Source organism: Citrobacter sp. Igbk 14, from assembly GCF_028069825.1.
Lineage (GTDB): Bacteria > Pseudomonadota > Gammaproteobacteria > Enterobacterales > Enterobacteriaceae > Citrobacter.
In genome coordinates, this window is record NZ_JANEWM010000038.1 from 21,942 (window position 1) to 40,277 (window position 18,336).

Genomic DNA, 18,336 nt, shown 5'->3' on the forward strand with positions numbered 1-18,336 from the left:
TATTTTTTAATCCTTTAAATGAAAACACATTTCGCATTCAATGCGATATCCTTTCTTCAACTTTAAATGTATTGATCAGATCAAGGTTTAAACGCATGCAGTTTTCAGCGGCAGATAAATGGCCGAGATGCAATGATTCTCATGAGGATTATCCCGCATGTCACTGAGTATGTTTGCTTCATTTTGGGCAGTGTCCATGCTTTTAATTATCACGCCAGGGGCCGACTGGGCTTACGCTATTTCAGCCGGAATCCGGGGACGTCGTGTTATACCTGCTGTTGCCGGCATGCTGAGTGGGCATATTGTAGCTGCAATTGTAGTGACCGCGGGCGTCGGTTCGCTTATTGCGGGTGCGCCTGGGGTGCTCTCCAGTCTGACCGTTGCCGGAGCTGGCTATCTTCTCTGGCTCGGCATTGGTGTTCTCCGTCACCCTCCAGTGCCAGTAGCCGGTCAGGATGAAAACGCCGGTTCGCGACTGAAGTGGATGCTTAAGGGGTTCTGCGTCAGCGGGCTTAATCCAAAGCTTTTCCTGCTGTTTTTAGCTCTGTTGCCTCAGTTTACCGATGTCCACGCCGCATGGCCACTTCCACTGCAAATGGCCGCGCTAGGGATGATACATGTGGTTAGCTGCGCTACGGTCTATCTGCTCGTGGGATACGGTGCAGGAATAGCGCTTCGGTCTCGCCCGCGCGCGGCGCTGAATGTCAGCCGCATTTCGGGCGGCCTGATGATCATTATCGCGATCCTACTGCTGGCAGAGCAGTTTCTCTGATTCGCGGCCATTCAGGCTAATAACGACACACTATTCAGCAGGTACACTATGAATACACTCAGCGTCAGGGAAACATTCTCCCTGGGCTTTATGGCGTTTGCGCTGTTTCTGGGTGCAGGCAACATCATTTTCCCACCCTTTATCGGACTTCAGGCTGGTAGCCACGTCTGGACTGCAGCAGCAGGGTTCCTGGTAACCGGCGTAGGGCTACCAGTGCTCTCTGTCATCGCGCTGGCAAAAGCGGGCGGTGAAATGGGCAACATCATCAGCCCTGTAGGAAAAATCGCCGGCAACGTACTGATTGTGGCCTGCTACCTATTTATCGGCCCGCTGTTTGCCTCACCGCGCACGGCAACCGTTTCATATGAGCTTGGCATGGCAGCATATATTAACAATGGGGGAAATGCGCTGTATTACTACAGCTTCGTTTATTTTGCGCTTGCGGCGCTGGTTTCTCTATTTCCGGGGAGGCTACTTGAGTCTGTCGGACAGGTCCTTGCGCCACTGAAAATCGTCTCACTTATCGTGCTGGGTGGTGCAGTCCTGCTGCTTCCGGCCGTTTCAGTGCAGGAACCAGTGGCGGATTACATTGCTGCACCGCTTTCCAGCGGCATTGTTAATGGATACCTGACGATGGATACGCTGGCCGGGCTGGCCTTCGGTCTGGTTGTGGTAAACGCAGTTCGCGCCAGAGGTATAACATCTCAGGCACACGTTACGCGCTATACCATTAGAGCGGGCATCATTGCCGGTGTGGGTCTGACACTGGTATACCTGAGTCTGTTCATGCTGGGCATGAAAAGCACCGCGCTTGCGCCTGACGCCACAAACGGAGCTGATGTGCTGCGCGCGTTCGTACAGCATGCCTTTGGCGCCAGAGGCTCGTTGTTTCTCGGCGTGCTGATCACGCTGGCGTGTCTGGTCACAGCAATCGGTCTGACCTGCTCTTGCGCCGCCTACTTTAGCACCGTCACACCTTTCGGCTACAGGCCGCTGGTGCTGTTTTTCGCCGCGCTTGCCTTTTCCATTTCCTGCGCCGGGCTGGACACGCTTATCCGGATTTCCATCCCCGTGCTGATTGCGGTTTATCCGCCCTTTATCATGCTTATCGTGATGAGCTTTGTGCATCACCGACTGAGTCAGCCCGTGCGCGTTATTGCTCCCGCCACGGCGGTGGCTTTTCTCTGCGGCCTGTTTGACGGGCTCGACGCGGCGGGACTGAAGCAGTTTGTGCCAGCGGTCTACACCTCGCTCCCCCTGCACGGCCAGCAGATGGCCTGGCTGCTTCCTGGCGGTGTTGTGCTGCTGCTGAGCTTCTGCGCATCCCGGTTCAGCCGCGCGGTGCAGGCGGCATCATGAGCCGCCTTTCATCAGATATGGCATCGCCATGTGCGCTGAGGTAAAAATTGGTAAAGGTCGTTCTGCTCCCCTGCATTGCGTGCGCGCAGCTCATTATATTCGTGAGCGCGGAAAACCTGCTCTGGCGCACTACCGACTATTATCCTGAGGTGTTCACCCGCGTGAGGTACGTCAGCGACACGTCGCTCCTGACGCCTGCCGCCGTCAGGGAAATATGCCATACACCGCTGACGAAGCCGGAACTCCGGAAAAAAAGCGGTTCGCTTTATCTGCGATGCGGGACGCCGGGGCTCGAAGGCGTCTGGCGGATCGAAAAATACAATTAAGGGTTGCGAAAACTGGCATTCTCGCCCCCCAACATCCTTTATCAACGCAATGAGTTAGCAGGGAACACCATGCCATCAGTCACTCTGACATACCTGAAAAACCTCAAGCAGAACGGTGAAAAGATCACCATGCTCACCTGCTACGACGCAACATTTGCACATGCACTGAGCACGGCGGGCGTTGAGATGCTCCTCATCGGCGATACGCTGGGGATGATCCTGCAGGGCCATGACAGCACCCTGCCGGTCAGGCTGGAAGATATGGTTTATCACACTGCCTGCGTAAAGCGCGGAAACAACGGCGCCTTTATCATCGCCGACCTTTCGTTCATGACCTGCTCCTCCCCTGAGCAGGCCCTGCACAGCGCGGCGCAGCTGATGCAGGTGGGTGCGCAGATGGTCAAGATTGAGGGCGGGGAATGGTTGTGTGATACGGTGCGCCAGCTGACGCGCAATGGTATACCGGTCTGCGCCCATATCGGACTCACCCCCCAGTCGGTTAACGTCTTTGGTGGCTTTAAGGTACAGGGGCGTGACAGCCAGCAGGCGGCCGTCCTGATCGACACCGCGACAAAGCTTGAAGTAGCCGGCGCGGCGATGGTACTGGTTGAAGCCGTCCCCGCCGCGCTGGGAAGTGCGCTGAGCAGGGCCGTATCCGTACCGGTCATCGGTATCGGCGCCGGCCCGGACACTGACGGGCAGGTGCTGGTGCTGCATGACATGCTTGGCCTGAGCGTCACCGGCAGGACTCCAAAATTTGTCAAAAACTTCATGAAAGGGCAGGACGACATTCAGGATGCGGTAAAAAGCTACATTACCGCCGTGAAAAACGGCAATTTCCCCGCGGCGGAGCACTGCTACTCAGATTAAGTTACAAATATAAGCCACTTATGTCAGCCGCCCTGTCTGTAATCTGACTAAAACTATTAATTGCTGATGTCCGCTGCTCGCTCTGAGCAGACCTTCAGAAAAGCGATATAAATTACTGCCAGTTACACTTCAATTCCTTTCTGTTTCAGCTCTTTTCTAATCACACGTTTAATCCAGGCTGCCAACGATTCATCGCCATCCTGTCGTTGTGCTTCTTCCATCGCTTTGCGCAGTTCCGGATCCAGACGGAATTGAAACGGGGGATTGCCTCTTCTTTCGTTCATGTGTATTGACACCTTAATTACATGAGATGTGTGATGACACACTACTCTTACATGTCATAAATACCAACTTCTAAACTTCAATCCCTTTCTGCTTCAGTTCTTTCCTGATAATGCGCTTAATCCATGCGGATACTGAAGCGTCACCATCCATTGAAAGTGCTTTCTGAATCCCTGCTTCCAGTTCCGGCTCGACACGTAACGCGATTTGTTTGTTGCCTTTCTTTTTGAATTCTACCGTTGACATGTGTCTGACACCTGATTTACATTGATGATCGTAAGACAAGTGTAAGTCAATTGTCTTACAGAAACAACGAAGCCCGGCAGTGCGCGAACACATACCGAGCTTCTAACCACAACATTATACGAGGTAATGCTATGGCTGATGCTAATAGTACCACTAACGCATGTTTTGCGTCTTCTGCTCTCATTTCACAGGCCGATCTGCTTTATTTTCCACTCGCCGAGGCGTTCCGCAATCTTGATTGCAGCCATCTCACTACCGAAGAAAATCTGGCGCTTTCGTTTGGCTGCGAAGAGGCGCTGGCGGGGTTGTACCAGACGCTGAATTTTATGGGCGAAAGCCTGCTGACCATGGCGGGTGAAGGTCAGGAACATTTTGCGTATGAGAGCATATGCCAGTTAGGACACAGTCTGGTAAACATCAGCCAGTTGATTCCCGCGCTGGCGCAGTTGGAAGCGAAAGCTGACCAGCAACTGTTTGCTGTTGCATAGTACCTAAAATAAACAGAGCGCCCATCCCTGGCGCTCTGTTCCTGCTTCTTTACCCCGCCCGCGCAAATTCGGCTGCTTCGGCGATTAGCGCGTCATCCGGGCGTACGCCGGTGTACATGGCGAACTGCTCTACGGCCTGTAAGGCAATCACCTCTGCACCGCTGATGGTTTTTTTACCCAGCTTTTGCGCCAGCTTAATCACCGGTGTTTCCGGCGGCAGGGCGACGACGTCAAACACCACGCTGGCGGCAGCGACCATTGCTTCGCTGTAGGCCAGTTCATCGCTCTCTTTACCGCCTGCCATGCCGACGGGCGTCACGTTGACCAGAATATCGCAGGCAATCCCTTCCGGCTGCGGTTGCCACTGAAAACCGTACTGTTTTGCCAGCGCCGGGCCGCTCTCACGGTTACGGGCGGCGATGATGACATCGTGAAAACCAGCATCGTGAAATGCGGCAATGACTGCTTTACCCATTCCACCACTGCCGCGGATCATAACGCGTGCGCGGTTATCAAGCTGGTGGCTGGCAATCAGACTTTTTACTGCAATGTAGTCGGTGTTAAATCCTGTCAGCGTGCCGTTGTCATTGACGATAGTGTTGACGGAATCAATGACGCTTGCGGAAGGGTCGATGGCATCCAGAAACGGCATGCAACTCTCTTTAAACGGCATCGATACCGCACAGCCGCGGATCCCGAGTGCGCGAACGCCTTTCACTGCGGCCTCAATATCCTGCGTAGTAAAGGCTTTGTAGATAAAATTTAACCCCAACTTTTCATACAAATAGTTGTGAAAACGCGTGCCAAAGTTGCCGGGGCGACCGGCCAGCGACATGCACAGTTGGGTGTCGCGGTTAATCATGTTAAATCTCCTCGGCGTGAGACAATACGTACTGTTCGGCTTCCTGTGACCAAATCCCCTGATGACGTTCCAGGATATCGCGCAGGGCCGGATCGTCAATCTGCGTGAGTGCGGTTAGCGGTAACGCTTTGCCAGTGTAGACCAGCTTTTTCCCGCCGCCGACCTTTGGCAGCTCCAGCGTTGTTTCACCAGCCGCATTCAGCCCCAGAATGTGCGTCACCACTTTTGCGGCCTGAACCTTCTTCTCTTCGATCAGTTTTACCGCCGCGCGCATATCGTCGGTATTGCCGCCAGACGTGCCAACGTAATGGGTGAAAGCATAATGCACATCGTAGAAGTTAATTGGCGCGCTGAACTGCTTATCCTGCGGGCCGGCAAAGAAATTCATGCAGCCATCGGCGGCCAGCAGGGAAGAGGCCAGTGTGACCAACTGTTCATTGGGCACAAACACAAAGATGTCGTCAAACCCGTGACCACCGCTCAGCGCCATCAGCGTGTCGTAAGCCGCATCCTGGGCGTGGAGATAGTGGATCAGCGTTTGTGGCTCAGAAGGATAGTGTTTGCGGGCGTAGCTCAACTTGTCGTTATTGGTGTCAGTCACTACCAGCAGCGCCGGATTGACCGGGCCGTGCAACGCATAATCGATTGCCAGCAATCCCATTGGCCCGGTACCGCCGAGGATCAGCGTGCGCCCTTGCGGACGAATGCCCATCTTATGGTTGTAAGTGCCTTCCTGCAGATGATAGTTGGCATTGAATGCGCCAATCACGCAGGAAAGCGGCTCAACCAGCGAGCCTTCAAAATAGGTTTCACCTTCGTAGGCCAGCAGGCAATCCTGCTCCATCACTTCATTGGGTATGATGACGTGCGTGGCTTCGCCGCCCACCCACGGGAAGGAGTAGCCGGGGCAGTCCGGGCGATCCGGCAGTTGCAGGTTAGCCTGAATAACATAGCGTTGGCCGGGCTGAAACTTATGCTGCCATTTTTTCCCCACGGCGAGAATATCGCCGCAGAACTCGTGGCCGATGATAATCGGGTTGGTGGCCACATCGTCTGGTACCTTTTTGTGATTCTCACCCTGGTTAGCCTCTTTCCAGGAAGAAAGGCACAGGCTGTCGGTCACGACCGAGGCCAGAATTTCATCATCCTGCATTTCGGGAAGGTCGAAGGTTTCCAGGCGCAGATCGCGTTTACCATAAAGGCGTAAAGCTGTTGTTGTTTGCATTGTTACCACCTCTTCCTCTTTCGAGGACAATTTGTTGACGTTGCCCCGACATCGCCGGGGCGGAAAAATCAGGACAGGAAGCCCAGCGCGTTACCGATAATCCCCAGTGCAAACAGGGCGAAGATCAGCCATACCGGATTAATTTTCTTGTTGAGTAGCCGCACCATCAGCAGCGTCAGACCCAGCGCCAGCAGGCCAGGGCAGAGCTGATCGAGTATGTTCTGCACGGTCATGGTGACGGTGGTACCGTCTGCGCCTGGCGTTTGCGATACCACCAGCGGCACGTTGATGCTGGTCCACTTGGTGACCAGCACCCCCATCACAAACAGACCCAGAATTGATGCCCCTTCGGTCAGTTTTTGCAGCAGGTTACCGCCCATGTCGCTGACGATGTTGACCCCTTTACGAAAGCCAAGCTGTAAGCCGTACCACTTCATTGCCAGACGTACTGCGTTGAAAATAAAGAAGAACAATAGCGGGCCGAGAATGTTACCGGACAGTGCCAAAGACGCGCCGAGCGCGGCAGTAATCGGGCGCAATGTTCCCCATACCAACGGATCGCCGACGCCGGCGAGTGGGCCCATCAGCCCGACTTTGATGCCGTTGATCGCGCCATCGTCAATTTCCGCGCCATTGGCACGCGCCTCTTCCATCGCGGCGGTCACGCCAATTACCGGGCCACACACGGCAGGTGTGGTGTTGAAGAACACCAGGTGGCGTTTGAGCGCTGCGACCTGGTCTTCCTTCAGCGGATACAGGCGCTTAATGGCTGGGATCATGTCGTAGCAAAAGCCCAGCCCATGAATACGTTCAAAGTTGAATGACGCCTGTTGCAGGTTGGAGCGAACAAACATGCTAAACAGGTCGGATTTGGTCAGTTTTTTCTGTTCCATGGTCGGCTCCATTAGTCATCAAGCTGATCGAGAGCTTGAGAAGAGGCGGCTTGCGCCTGCGGTTCGGCTTTACGCCACTGCGGGTTCAACTGGATGTAGACCAGCGCGATAATCACGCCCACGCCACCGAAAGCCAGCAGACTCAAATCGAGATAACCCCCGGCGATAAACCCGAGGAAGAAGAAGGGCATCAGGTACTTCACGCCCATCATGCGCAGCACCATGGCGTAACCGACCACCACGATAAAACCACCGGCAATCTGCAACCCGTGCGTGACGAAGTCCGGAATGGCGTTCAGCATGTTGCTGACCATATCGGCGCTGACAAACAGCGAGACGATTAATGCAGGAATGGCGACACGCAGCGCCTGTACGCCGAGCGCGGAAACGTGGAGCATATCGATGGTGCGAAAGCGGGCGTCTTCCGCGGCTTTATCCGCCGCATGCTGAAATACCACAGTGATGGTGCGAGCGAATACCGTCAGCACCTGGCCTGCCGCCGCGACCGGCAGGGCGATGGCGATACCGGTGGCGATACTTTGTTGCCCGACGATAACCAGAATGGCGGAGATAATACTGGCAAGCGCCGAATCGGGGGACTGCGCGGCACCGACGTTCATCCAACCCAGAGCAATCAACTCCAGCGTGCCGCCGAGCATAATCCCGGTTTTTAAATCACCAAGGATCAGGCCGATAACGGTACAGGCGATGAGCGGGCGGTGGGTCTGGAATTCATCCAGCACGCTGCCCATTCCGGCAATACAGGAAAATATAAATATGGCGATAATTTGTAGGGTACTAATTTCCATAATTTGTCACCTTAAGGGTATAACGATCCCTGCCTGTTACGGCATATTTCTACAGGCGCTATTTATTATTGGCTAACGGACTGCTCTTTTATTTTCTCAAGAATATTAATTGCTGGGTCGGAGGCAACGACGCGTAAATCCAGTTTCACTCCCAACTGATCCAATTGATGAAAAGCATTAATATCGTCATCATCTAAAGAAACGGCTTTGGTTAATTGTTTTTTACCCGGTCGCCAGGCCATGCCGCCAATATTTAAGGTGGCGATTTTTACCCCTTGCTTAACCATGGCCAGCGCATCCTGCGGACGGGTAAAGAGATAAAAAACGGTTTCATTCTGATATTGCGGATTATGATAAACCGCCACCGCCTTTTCGATATTCACGACGTTGACCTTCATCCCCGGCGGGGCGGCCTGGCGTAATAATGTTCGGCGAACTTCATCGTTATATACCTCATCATTGCAGATAATAATCCGCTGGGCGTTGGCCACTTTCGACCAGACGGTAGTGACCTGGCCGTGGATCAGGCGGTCATCAATACGGGCAAGGGTAATGTTCATCAAAAATCCTCTTCGGTCGTTGCCAGATGCTGCCAGACAACGCAGGTTTGTTGAGCAATGGTCGTCAGGTGTTCGCACAGTTCATCCACATTCATACTGCTCTGGTTGTCAACCAGCTCCAGTGCCAGCGGCAGCGACAACCCGCTAATAACGCGTATCGCCGGGTTGTGCATCGCCAGCGTTGCGGCGGCATTCCATGGACTGCCACACTGCAAATCGACGGCAATCAGCCATTCATCATTGGTGTGAACGCTTACTAACTTTTTCAGCTTTGCCACGATGTCGCTGGCGTTCTCGCCGGGGACAAATGTTACCGCTTCAACGTTGGCATCGCCGTAGACCATTTGCACCGATTCCAGCATGGCGCAGGCCAGTTTGCCGTGGGCGCAGAAGATTGCATTGACCATAAAACCTCCTTAGCCGCGCGTTTTTCCGCCCGCAATGTTAGTGGTTACCCCGGTGATGTAGCTGGCACGTTCAGACAACAGATAACAAACAAAATCAGCGACTTCGCCCAAACGCCCCGAACGTCCAATCGGGATCGCGTTCTTGGTATATCCCTCGCGTAGCTGCTCAACGGTGATATTGCGGGTCCAGGCCAGCGCTTCTTCATACTCGGGGGTACGTAGCCCGGTTTTTTCCAGAATGCCAGGCGCAATACCGACCACACGAATCCCGTGTTTGCCCAGTTCTTTCGACCACGAGCGGGTAAAGCTATTTAGTGCGGCTTTGGTGGCGGCATAGCAGCTCTGACCTTCAGAACCTTCCAGTCCGCTTTCTGAAGAGACATTCACAATCACGCCGTCATGCTGTGTTACCATCTGGCGCGCTACCGCTTGTGACATTAAAAAAACGCCTTTTTGGTTGATGTTGACCATTTTTTCAAAAGCGGCTTCATTGAGTTCATATTGCCCGGCCGGGGCTTTTTCATCGACCAGCAGGCGCGGGAAATTAACCCCCGCGTTATTCACCAGCCCATCAATACGGCCAAAACGACGGATAATTTCAGCAACGGTGTGACTGACTTCTTTGGCGCTGGAAATATCTGTTGGCCAGAAATGATATTTGCTGTGGTCGGTATATTTACCGTCGCCACCATGAATATCTGCCATTTGTACATTAGCACCTTGCGCTAATAACTCTTCAACAATAGCCAGGCCAATTCCTGATGCGCCACCGGTAACAATAATGACTTTATCCTGTAGATTTAACCACGTTTGCATAATCAACTCCCAATTTAAGATAAGGGGACCCTGCATAAAGTAAATTATGTCAGGATCAATTCGAATATATTTACTTCAACAGCAATTCAGCGGTATGACTGTTAGTGACTAAACCGTTAATATAATTTCCACGTAATGCGCCAAGTATTCCACTCAGTTTTTCTTCCCCCATGGCAATGCCGATGGAGTAACGTGCCTGCTTTAATTTATTGGTTTCGATCGAGAGTGTTTTTTCACTCATACTGGTCTCTACCGTCACGCCGTCGATATCATAAAAGCGCGAGCAGATGTCTCCGGCGACATGGCGGGCATGCAGGTCATCACTCTCTTCGCTGCCGTAAAAGGCGTGCCAGTTGGCACCGTCACGGATCGCCGGGGAGCCAATGCCGACCAGCGCGACGTCCAGGTTATCCCAGTAGGCGGAAATCGACCGGAAGTGCTGGGACTGCATAATCCCGTTACGGATCAGCGGGTTTTCCAGCAGTGCCGGGAAATCGGCCAGGTGCGATTCACCCTTGAGCTTTGCCGCGGCGCTGTAGGTCAGCGTATTGACGTGGTAGCGGCTTTCAAGCTTGCCGGAGGGGCCGCCGATAATCGGTACGCAGATCAGCTGGCGCGACTGGCTGGCCGGAGATAACCCTTCGACCAGCCCCCGAACGGCGCGCCCCCATGAGAAGCCGATAATATCGCCGGGTTCCAGTAAGCGCTCCAGCAGCTGTGCGCCGTGCACCCCCATCATCGCGAGCTGTTCGTCTTCCTGTTCGCTGTCGCAGGAGACCACCACCGCTTCTTTCAGGCCAAATTTCTGTTTTAGCTGTTGTTCCAGCCACAGGTTCTCGTTGAAGTCGTAATTAATGGCAATGGTAACGATGCCTGATTCGCGGCCACGTTTTAGCAGGCGGCTGATCGTGGTGCGATAAATTCCCAGCTCGCGGGCGATTTGCGCTTGCGTCATGTCCTGTTCGTAATAGAGCTGCGCTATTTTTACGATCAGGCGGATATCATCGCTGTTTTCCGTTGCCATCTTTGGGCTCCTGCACATTTGTGCAAATCACTAAATTGTCTTCTTGATCTGATATAACCCCATCCATGGCCCAGCTCAAAGTAATTTTCTCTTCTTTCAGCGCCATGAACTGGCAGTTTGTGTTGCACATTTGATGTACCGATAGCGCGTTGTCGGCACATATGTGCTTATTGATGTAATACCTTGATTCTGTGTATTTTCGCGCAACAAAATTGCAGGCATGAGGTGCTGACACTTTTGTGTCGAAAGGTGTGGCGGATCACAAATAGCGTCCTGGCATTCGAACACGATTATTTTTTATCGCCCGCAAGGTAGGGTATATTTCGCTTTTAATACACAAAGTCCTTCAAGTTGTATCAAGGCGGCAAGGGAGCGAATCCCTGGGAGCATAGAGAGCTATGTGACCTGGGTGAGTGAGGGCAGCCAACGCAGAGACAGCCTGAAGGATGACGTGTATACAGGAGAAATTATGCTGCCCGACTCATCTATCCGATTAAACAAATACATCAGTGAAAGCGGAATCTGCTCGCGTCGCGAAGCGGATCGCTTTATCGAACAAGGGAATGTCTTCCTGAATGGCAAACGCGCCACCATTGGCGATCAGGTGATGCCTGGCGACGTCGTAAAAGTAAATGGTCGGTTGATTGAGCCGCGCGAAGCGGAAGATCTGGTTTTTATTGCGCTGAACAAACCCGTGGGGATTGTCAGTACCACTGAAGACAGCGAACGCGACAACATTGTTGATTTTGTTAACCACAGCAAGCGTGTGTTCCCAATTGGTCGTCTGGACAAAGACTCTCAGGGACTTATCTTTCTGACCAACCACGGCGACCTGGTGAATAAAATCCTGCGTGCCGGTAACGATCACGAAAAAGAGTATCTGGTGACGGTAGATAAACCCGTCACTGATGACTTTATCCGTGGGATGGGGGCCGGTGTGCCAATCCTCGGCACCGTCACCAAGAAATGTAAGGTGAAGAAAGAAGCGCCGTTTGTGTTTCGCATTACGCTGATTCAGGGGCTGAACCGTCAGATCCGTCGCATGTGCGAGCACTTTGGTTATGAAGTTACTAAGCTTGAGCGTACGCGTATCATGAACGTTGGTCTGTCAGGCCTGCCGCTGGGTGAATGGCGCGACCTGACGGATGACGAACTGATCGATCTGTTCAAGTTGATTGAGAACTCGTCCTCAGAAGCCAAACCGAAGGCTAAAGCAAAGCCAAAAACCGCAGGCATTAAGCGCCCGGTGGTGAAAATCGAAAAATCGGTTGAAAAAGAGAAATCACGCCCGGCAGCAAACGGTAAGCGTTTTACCTCGCCGGGGCGGAAGAAGAAAGGGCGTTAACGTCTGCCGCGCGTCGGCGTATTCGCTGACCAGGAAAACGATGCTTCCGCATCCGGTTTATAAGCCTGCTTTTTCTTCAACTGGCGGGCTTTTTTTGCCTCTGCTTCGCGCAAAACCATCAGTTTATCGATGTACTCTTTCTTAATGCTGTTGGTCTCTGCGTTGGTGAGTAGTCGACCATGCGCAATGCGCGCGCGGTCGAGCAGCGTTTTCAGTTCGCGCTGTTCGCGCTCGGTCATCTCTTTTTGCGTAATGCGGGGGAGTGCCATTAGGGTGCCCTCTGTTAGCCGATATCCTCAGTGTACGGCAAAGTGCAGAGGCTGGGTAGGCCGGATAAGGCGTTAGCCGCCATCCGGCGACGTGCACACATTAGGCCTGATGGCGCTACGCTTATCAGGCCTACAGCCGACAATTAGCGACGTTTTTTCTCATCAATCGGTTTACCGGACCAGTAACCCGCCAATAGCGAACCAGAAAGGTTGTGCCAAACGGAGAACAGCGCGCCGGGCAGGGCGGCAAGCGGGCCGAAATAGATTTTGCCCAGCGCAGCGGCCAGCCCTGAATTCTGCATGCCGACTTCGATAGCTAACGTACGGCAGGTCGACTCGTCGAAACCAAACAGTTTTCCGCCCCAGTAGCCGCCGAGCAGGCCGATGGCGTTATGCAGTATCACTGCGACGATGACCACCAGGCCTACCGACGCGATATGCGACGCGGAACCGGCGACGACGGCGCTGATTATCGCCAGAATGCACAGCATCGAGAACGCGGGCAGGAAAGGTTCTACTGCCTTCACGACTTTCGGCAACAGATGGTGGACAATCAGCCCTAACCCAATCGGAATGACCACGATCTGCAGAATACTCAGCAGCATACCCATCACATCCACCTGAATATGCGCATCGACATACAGCCGCGTCAGCAGCGGTGTGGCGACAACGCCGACCAACGTTGAAACGGATGAAATAGTCACGGAGAGCGCCACATCGCCTTTTGCCAGGTAGATCATGACATTCGACGCCGTACCGCTGGCGACGCTGCCAACCAGCACCATGCCGGTGGACAGTTCCGGCGGCATATGGAAAATCAGCGCTAGCAGCCAGGCGGCAAGCGGCATCACCAGATAGTGCAGGAAAATACCCGCGGCGACCGGCGCCGGGCGTGACAGAACGCGCTTAAAGTCGTCCAGTTTTAGATGGACGCCCATGCCGAACATAATCAGCATCAGTAGGGTGGTGACCCACGGGCCGATAGGGGTAAAGGTCGTTGGCGTGTAATAAGCCAAAACGGAGAGCAGCAGCGCCCATAACGGGAACAGCCGCGTAAGCGTGGCGAGCATATTGTATTCCTTGCGACAGTGTTTGTTGTGTTGATGTTGTTATAAAAAAGCCGGGTTCGAGCCCGGCTATAGGTATTGTTTATCGCGCTAAGGAATATTATTCAAACAAAATTTTTGGGTGATGCGAACTTCCTTACCTGCCTGTTTCAAGAGGATGCTGCTTCATAATCCAGCGTCAATATTTCCTCCAGGCTTGTTTTATCCCTGGCGCTGAATGCTTGTGGCGACAGATAGGTTGTCAGATGGAATGTGACGACCAACTTATTTCCAGCCAGTTCTTGTCCACCCATTGCGGCGATACCATAGCCAGGGGGAACGGTGACCTCCTGTGCTGCGCTTTGGCCTGATGTGGCGGCGCCCCGATTGATAGCAATCAATTGTACCGCCTGGTTATCCAGGCGGGCATCTGTGGCTTTTAGCGTCATTATTCCGGTCGTGGCAAAACGGAAAACTTTGTTTTGCTTTGCCCCGCCATCAACAAAAATACGTATTTTTTGCGCATTTTCGCAGGTAACGGCAACGGTAAACTCGCGCTCATCTGCCGCCAGCCATTGGTAATGGGTGCCCTGGTAATCGGTTTGCCCCGAACGCATATCATCTTTGCGAAACTGCCCATAATCGATAGTTCTGGCGCTTGACATAATTTGGCAGTTATCGTCGCCAGCCTGCGCGTAACAAGACATGAGCGCCGTTATGGTGAGCAGGCAGCCAGTTTTTACTCTGTTTATCCACTTCATGATGTTGCTCCTGCTTATTGTGAGAGACATGTTCCCGCGATCTCTTCGTAGAATTTTTCGGGATCGGCTTCAGGCAATATAAAATTCAGTCGGCACTTACCCTGATTCGGTTTTGCGTAAAGGGTTTGGTTGGCTGATATATCATTCAGGAAAATCATGCCATCTTCGGGAACGGTGGTGACATACTCACCAGTTCGATTCACGATGGCGGTTCCTTTCGGCAGCGGTTTTCCCTGTGAGTTGACGATCGTTAACAATATTCGTCGTTGGCTCAACGTTGTGAACTGCCATTTAGCCACGGCGCCGTGCGATGCTTTCAATATGGCCTTACCGTTGTTGACGTCGATATTACCGGGCAAACTTTGTGTGTTGAGGTTTAGTGACGTGTGTTGGTACGGCGATAATGACGCGGCAATCGCCCGTCCCCATGTGTCCGTCCATACAGACCCCGTCGGGGTGCCGATTTCTACGCCTGCAACGGGTTTATCGAGCGCGATAATGGCAAACGTGTCGTTAACGGCATACGGTGAGAACGTGACGCCATCGCTGTGCGCGACAACCCCTCCGCGCAGGTATGCGGAATAGTTGTAGTTGCTACGATCGTCGCCGCTGGCGGCAAGGCTGAGGTTCGTATAGCGCAGGTTGCTGTTTAACGAGGTATCCCAGCTTGTCGTATTGTCATCATGGTCCCGTGATGCCCCGACGGTATAGCTGTTATTGTTGTTAATCGAGCCCGACACGCGCGAGCCATAAGACGCTTTGCCTTCGCGTTCGCGATACCAGGTATTACTGGAGGTTCCCCGGCCTAATGGAATAGAGATACTGGCATATACCATATCACCGTCGCTATTGGTGTCATGGCTGACGTCAGATTGCCAGTTCACATTGACCGAGAAGTGTTTAAATGTTTTAGACCATGATGTCGTAATGTGGCGGCTATCGAAGTCTTGATCCCACGCTTCACTGCGATAATAGTTAACAGAGAAAAACCCCAGGACATCATGTGACCAGGTGACGCCCACGCTGGCGTCATATTTTGTCGGCGAAAAATCATGGTCATCATCATAGAGTTCACTCATTTCGCGATAGTCAGGCGTACCGTAACTGCCGCCTAATGAGACGCCAAGGTTATAGGGCAACGCATAGCTGATATCGAGAGTCGCTTTATCACCATCCGTCTGGCTTCTGTTATCAATAGAACCCAGAAATCCTAAAGAGGTACGCAGATTTTGCAGCGGTACGGTATCGATATTAGCGGAGAAACCGTAATAATGGTTGTCCGCCATTATCATTCCGGTATAGAAATTCACTCTCCTGGTCACTGACCAGCCATTGGATGCCGCAACGACCCAGGGTTGAGTAAAACGGGTATCCAGTTCTTTGGCGCGACCCGCGGAGAGTGAGAAACCTGTCGGTCGGCCGACGCTATTTCCTCGAAAGCTGGCGGCGGCCACCGTAAATGTGGATTCACTGCCATCATTTTCAACCACTTTTACTTTCAAGTCGGTGTTGCCGTTGATCACCGGCACATCGGTTAGCGTAAATGGCCCGGCAGGAACCAGGGTTGAATAAATGAGCTGACCTCCCTGGCGGATTTCAACTCGCGCCTGGGCGGTGCGCGCGATACCGGTTACGTCGATGTTGCTTTTTTCCCGAGGAAGCAGGGTATTATCAGGCATCAACTGGATACCGTATAACGTGGGCGCGCTGAAGCGGCTGTTGGCGATATTAATTTCACCGCCCTGAAACATGACGCCGTAATCGGAAAAAGTACGCTGTGCGTAGGTATAGAGTGAGTCAGAATTAAAACGTTCGTTGCTACCATCGGTCAATATCTGGGTACTGCGGACGATCCAATCCCCCGCATTAAACCCCATTTCCAGCGTCGCCTGAAAATTGTCACTATTATTTTTGTCATAGTGGTAGTGTGAGCCAAAAGCTGAATAATTCAGCAATCCGGCAAACCCACCGCTGATATCGGCATACTGGCGTCGGCTTTCCTCATCCAGTGCTTCAGGAGGAACGACAATTTCAACTTCATCCGTTTCTGGTTTTAGCGTAACCGTTGCTGTTGTCCAGTATTGTTGAAGTTGCGGGCATTCATTTTTCTTGATGCTTTGCTTTAAGCCCGCATTTTTCAGGAAGTCTTTATCTGCGCACAGTTGTCCTGACTCGGTGAACCGGGCCAAAAGCGTACCGCTTTTTGAGCCATTAATCGTTAATGAAACATTGTGGCTGCCAGGCGTAAATAAAGGGGCATTAGCAAAGTATTCGGCAAGTACCGGATCCAGACCGTTATTTTTTAATGCCTGAACGTCAAAATCCGCTCGGGCTAATAATACCGGCGAGGCTGTCGGTATTATCTCGGCCTGGGCATTATACGTGGAAAAGACTAAACAGAGCGCTAATCCTTGGATACGGCAGGTGTCATTCATCATGTCATTCCTTGGATGAAAATATAAGTAAGTGCCGTCGCGTTATTTTATATCGGCAATGAATTTATCAACTTTGTACCCATAACGTGTTGCTGGATATATCTCTACCTGCCTGTCTGTTGTTACCGCTATATTGGTATTTGATTTTGCGGTTAGTGATTCACCAGGAAGAATATAGGATTTACTTAGTTCCAAAAAACGGCCGGAAGGTAATAGCTTAATTCTTTGCTCAAGACGAATAACATAAGGGGTATTGTTTTTGACTAATACCTTACCGGCGTTAAGCGTCCACTTCAGATCCACCCACGGATCGCTTTTAGTGTCCAACCCAGCCGGGCGAATAATGACAGGGATATTTTGACTAAATATCACTTTGACTTTATTTTTTTCACGTTGCGGAATGGTGGAAAAAATAACGCGTTTGAGATGCTCGACTTTTAATGGCGCACCCTCTTTTAGGACAAAACGAACGCGCTGTGTTTTACCCGCTTCAACGCGTACGACCGGTTGCGTCACAAATAAGTCAGGCTTTGCATCATCAGCGAGAGTAATCACTTTGGTATAAAGAAGCTGCGCAGTATCATCCGTATTTTTAACATCAATACTGGCGCCTTGCTCCTCTTCATTCACGATTAATAGTGACGTCTCAGGAAGCATGCCTGCTGCAATGGTCTCACAGGATGCCGACAGGCCTAGCACGATTAAAATCCATTTTAATGTATGTGGCATTTTCGTCCTCTTTATTGATAGCTGGTCATTTATAACAAATGACCAGCAGATTTCGTCTTACAGGTAAACCACGTCAATGCTTGTTAAGCCATCCAGCACGATCTCGTCTTTGACCTGCAATTCACTCAGGCTATTAATGATGACTGAAACATCAACGTTGAAATTCAACAATTTTTCAGCGGAAACAAGGCCGCTACTAATGGCCACATCATCACTAAAACCGACGACCTCAGCTTTTGAGGTGAAAATTGGCAAGCGCATGTCTCGATATAAAGCGCTCCAGCTTGAACCACCGTCAAAACTGCTTGCGGCATAAAGAGATTTACCATCTGCATTGGTTGCGCCGGTTTTACCAATCGCCAGAGTATAGGCACCAATCTTCGTGGTGGAATCCGCGGCAGTGAAGCCAAGACCAAAATACCCAGCTTGACCCAGAGCCATATTGGGGTCTGTGTAAACGCCAAGATCTTCCGTTGGTCGGGAATCGGCACGCTGATCGGTAAAGGTTACGCCGACGCGGGTGGCCTCGTCACAGGTAATCGTGACCGGCACGGACTTAATCTCTGCCAGCGCAGTCGCCTGTGATGGGTTCAGGGTTGAGGTCAGAATGTTGCCAAAATCCACCGTGCCGCCGCCGCTAGCAAACGCAGTCGTACATGCCGGAGGAATAATTTTACCCGTCACTTTCAGATCAATGGATTCAGCAAAAGCTGAGGAGGTAGACAGCGCTAATGCAATAGCGAGCACTTCTTTTTTTATAAACAGACGCATGATTATTTCCTTATAAATAAATAGCGAACATAGTATTTAGT

21 protein-coding genes are annotated in these 18,336 nt (G+C 52.1%); 5 read left to right on the forward strand and 16 right to left on the reverse strand.

What is annotated here, in order from left to right:
• Positions 1–157: 157 nt before the first annotated feature.
• The 3 genes from NNN64_RS15230 (at position 158) to panB (ending at position 3,327) form a co-directional block, all read left to right on the forward strand.
• A complete protein-coding gene (locus tag NNN64_RS15230; RefSeq protein ID WP_137383263.1) occupies positions 158–772 on the forward strand; it encodes a LysE family translocator in 615 nt (204 codons plus the stop codon).
• A gap of 48 nt (positions 773–820) precedes the next feature.
• A complete protein-coding gene (brnQ, locus tag NNN64_RS15235; protein WP_271441894.1) occupies positions 821–2,131 on the forward strand; it encodes a branched-chain amino acid transport system II carrier protein in 1,311 nt (436 codons plus the stop codon).
• A 395-nt stretch (positions 2,132–2,526) separates the two neighbouring features.
• Entirely contained in the window at positions 2,527–3,327 is an 801-nt protein-coding gene (panB, locus tag NNN64_RS15240) for a 3-methyl-2-oxobutanoate hydroxymethyltransferase (RefSeq protein WP_271441895.1), read from the forward strand.
• Between the two features lie 122 nt (positions 3,328–3,449).
• On the opposite strand, the gene NNN64_RS15245 is transcribed toward panB, so the two are convergent.
• Complete coding sequence (locus NNN64_RS15245) at positions 3,450–3,611, reverse strand: phage protein (RefSeq protein WP_003841416.1); 162 nt, start codon at positions 3,609–3,611, stop codon at positions 3,450–3,452.
• 70 nt (positions 3,612–3,681) lie between these two features.
• Positions 3,682–3,855 (reverse strand): hypothetical protein, encoded by a 174-nt coding sequence (locus NNN64_RS15250; protein WP_012905930.1) that lies wholly within the window; start codon positions 3,853–3,855, stop codon positions 3,682–3,684.
• A 131-nt stretch (positions 3,856–3,986) separates the two neighbouring features.
• Between NNN64_RS15250 and NNN64_RS15255 the strand changes: the two genes are divergently transcribed.
• Positions 3,987–4,343, forward strand: a complete 357-nt coding sequence (locus NNN64_RS15255) for a hypothetical protein (protein ID WP_271441896.1) — start codon at positions 3,987–3,989, stop codon at positions 4,341–4,343.
• Between the two features lie 49 nt (positions 4,344–4,392).
• Here the strand turns inward: NNN64_RS15255 and NNN64_RS15260 are convergent, their stop codons facing one another.
• The 8 genes from NNN64_RS15260 to NNN64_RS15295 form a co-directional block, all read right to left on the reverse strand.
• Positions 4,393–5,205, reverse strand: coding sequence for a shikimate 5-dehydrogenase (locus NNN64_RS15260; RefSeq protein ID WP_271441897.1), 813 nt, complete (start codon positions 5,203–5,205; stop codon positions 4,393–4,395).
• Between the two features lies 1 nt (position 5,206).
• Positions 5,207–6,430 carry an L-sorbose 1-phosphate reductase gene (gene sorE, locus NNN64_RS15265; RefSeq protein WP_271441898.1) on the reverse strand — a complete coding sequence of 408 codons (1,224 nt, stop codon included), beginning with the start codon at positions 6,428–6,430 and terminating at the stop codon, positions 5,207–5,209.
• Between the two features lie 68 nt (positions 6,431–6,498).
• Positions 6,499–7,323 (reverse strand): PTS system mannose/fructose/sorbose family transporter subunit IID, encoded by an 825-nt coding sequence (locus tag NNN64_RS15270; RefSeq protein WP_003031641.1) that lies wholly within the window; start codon positions 7,321–7,323, stop codon positions 6,499–6,501.
• Positions 7,324–7,334: 11 nt separating this feature from the next.
• Positions 7,335–8,132 carry a PTS mannose/fructose/sorbose transporter subunit IIC gene (locus NNN64_RS15275; RefSeq protein ID WP_271441899.1) on the reverse strand — a complete coding sequence of 266 codons (798 nt, stop codon included), beginning with the start codon at positions 8,130–8,132 and terminating at the stop codon, positions 7,335–7,337.
• A gap of 65 nt (positions 8,133–8,197) precedes the next feature.
• Positions 8,198–8,692 (reverse strand): PTS system mannose/fructose/N-acetylgalactosamine-transporter subunit IIB, encoded by a 495-nt coding sequence (locus NNN64_RS15280; protein WP_271441900.1) that lies wholly within the window; start codon positions 8,690–8,692, stop codon positions 8,198–8,200.
• Positions 8,692–9,099, reverse strand: coding sequence for a mannose/fructose/sorbose PTS transporter subunit IIA (locus NNN64_RS15285; protein WP_271441901.1), 408 nt, complete (start codon positions 9,097–9,099; stop codon positions 8,692–8,694). The genes NNN64_RS15280 and NNN64_RS15285 overlap by 1 nt, the downstream gene beginning before the upstream one ends.
• A 9-nt stretch (positions 9,100–9,108) precedes the next feature.
• A complete protein-coding gene (locus NNN64_RS15290) occupies positions 9,109–9,915 on the reverse strand; it encodes an SDR family oxidoreductase (RefSeq protein WP_202037190.1) in 807 nt (268 codons plus the stop codon).
• Positions 9,916–9,985: 70 nt separating this feature from the next.
• A complete protein-coding gene (locus tag NNN64_RS15295) occupies positions 9,986–10,939 on the reverse strand; it encodes a sugar-binding transcriptional regulator (protein ID WP_271441902.1) in 954 nt (317 codons plus the stop codon).
• A gap of 469 nt (positions 10,940–11,408) precedes the next feature.
• Between NNN64_RS15295 and rluF the strand changes: the two genes are divergently transcribed.
• Entirely contained in the window at positions 11,409–12,284 is an 876-nt protein-coding gene (gene rluF, locus NNN64_RS15300; protein ID WP_271441903.1) for a 23S rRNA pseudouridine(2604) synthase RluF, read from the forward strand.
• Here the strand turns inward: rluF and NNN64_RS15305 are convergent.
• The 6 genes from NNN64_RS15305 to NNN64_RS15330 all read right to left on the reverse strand — a co-directional run bounded on the left by NNN64_RS15305 (position 12,281) and on the right by NNN64_RS15330 (position 18,295).
• Positions 12,281–12,553, reverse strand: coding sequence for a DUF3811 domain-containing protein (locus tag NNN64_RS15305; RefSeq protein WP_137381200.1), 273 nt, complete (start codon positions 12,551–12,553; stop codon positions 12,281–12,283). The two genes, rluF and NNN64_RS15305, sit on opposite strands and share 4 nt — an antisense overlap.
• Positions 12,554–12,696: 143 nt before the next feature.
• On the reverse strand, positions 12,697–13,623 hold the full coding sequence (gene panS / locus NNN64_RS15310; protein WP_271441904.1) for a ketopantoate/pantoate/pantothenate transporter PanS: 927 nt from the start codon (positions 13,621–13,623) through the stop codon (positions 12,697–12,699).
• 146 nt (positions 13,624–13,769) lie between these two features.
• Positions 13,770–14,360, reverse strand: a complete 591-nt coding sequence (locus NNN64_RS15315; protein ID WP_271441905.1) for a hypothetical protein — start codon at positions 14,358–14,360, stop codon at positions 13,770–13,772.
• A gap of 14 nt (positions 14,361–14,374) precedes the next feature.
• Positions 14,375–16,798 carry a fimbrial biogenesis usher protein gene (locus NNN64_RS15320; RefSeq protein WP_271441906.1) on the reverse strand — a complete coding sequence of 808 codons (2,424 nt, stop codon included), beginning with the start codon at positions 16,796–16,798 and terminating at the stop codon, positions 14,375–14,377.
• A 39-nt stretch (positions 16,799–16,837) separates the two neighbouring features.
• The gene (locus tag NNN64_RS15325) at positions 16,838–17,524 is read right to left on the reverse strand and encodes a fimbria/pilus chaperone family protein (protein ID WP_271441907.1); all 687 of its coding nucleotides are present in this window, start codon (positions 17,522–17,524) and stop codon (positions 16,838–16,840) included.
• 57 nt (positions 17,525–17,581) lie between these two features.
• Positions 17,582–18,295 (reverse strand): DUF1120 domain-containing protein, encoded by a 714-nt coding sequence (locus NNN64_RS15330; protein ID WP_271441908.1) that lies wholly within the window; start codon positions 18,293–18,295, stop codon positions 17,582–17,584.
• Positions 18,296–18,336 lie beyond the last annotated feature (41 nt).